We start from the raw sequence: 272 nt of genomic DNA, 5'->3' as shown, positions 1-272 counted from the left end.
GTTGGGTATTGTGGGGTTGGAACATCTGGAATTGGGTTACCAGTTGGATCAACTGGAATAATCTTTCCATTTGGTACATAAGTAACTGTAGCTTCTTGATCTTCCATCGTGACACTTGGCCCTTCAACTTGTGCCCGGTCAGCATGGTAACCACTAACAACTGGGGTCTTAACGCCATCATAACTTCCCTTGTTGCTTACCCATTCTGTGGAGCTGATAATCTTGCCAGTCACATTGTCAACCGTAATAGAACGAGTCCATTGCGCGTTTTG

The 272-nt window shown here is 45.2% G+C and carries 1 protein-coding gene; it reads right to left on the bottom strand.

The window, feature by feature from the left end:
* A partial coding sequence (locus tag LMB57_RS00405) for a mucin-binding protein (protein WP_229278022.1) occupies positions 1-272 on the bottom strand: 272 nt, incomplete at both ends.

Source organism: Limosilactobacillus secundus, assembly GCF_020784695.1.
Lineage (GTDB): Bacteria > Bacillota > Bacilli > Lactobacillales > Lactobacillaceae > Limosilactobacillus > Limosilactobacillus reuteri_F.
The sequence above is the reverse complement of the archived record's forward strand: the minus strand, read 5'-3'. Positions and strand labels throughout refer to the sequence as shown.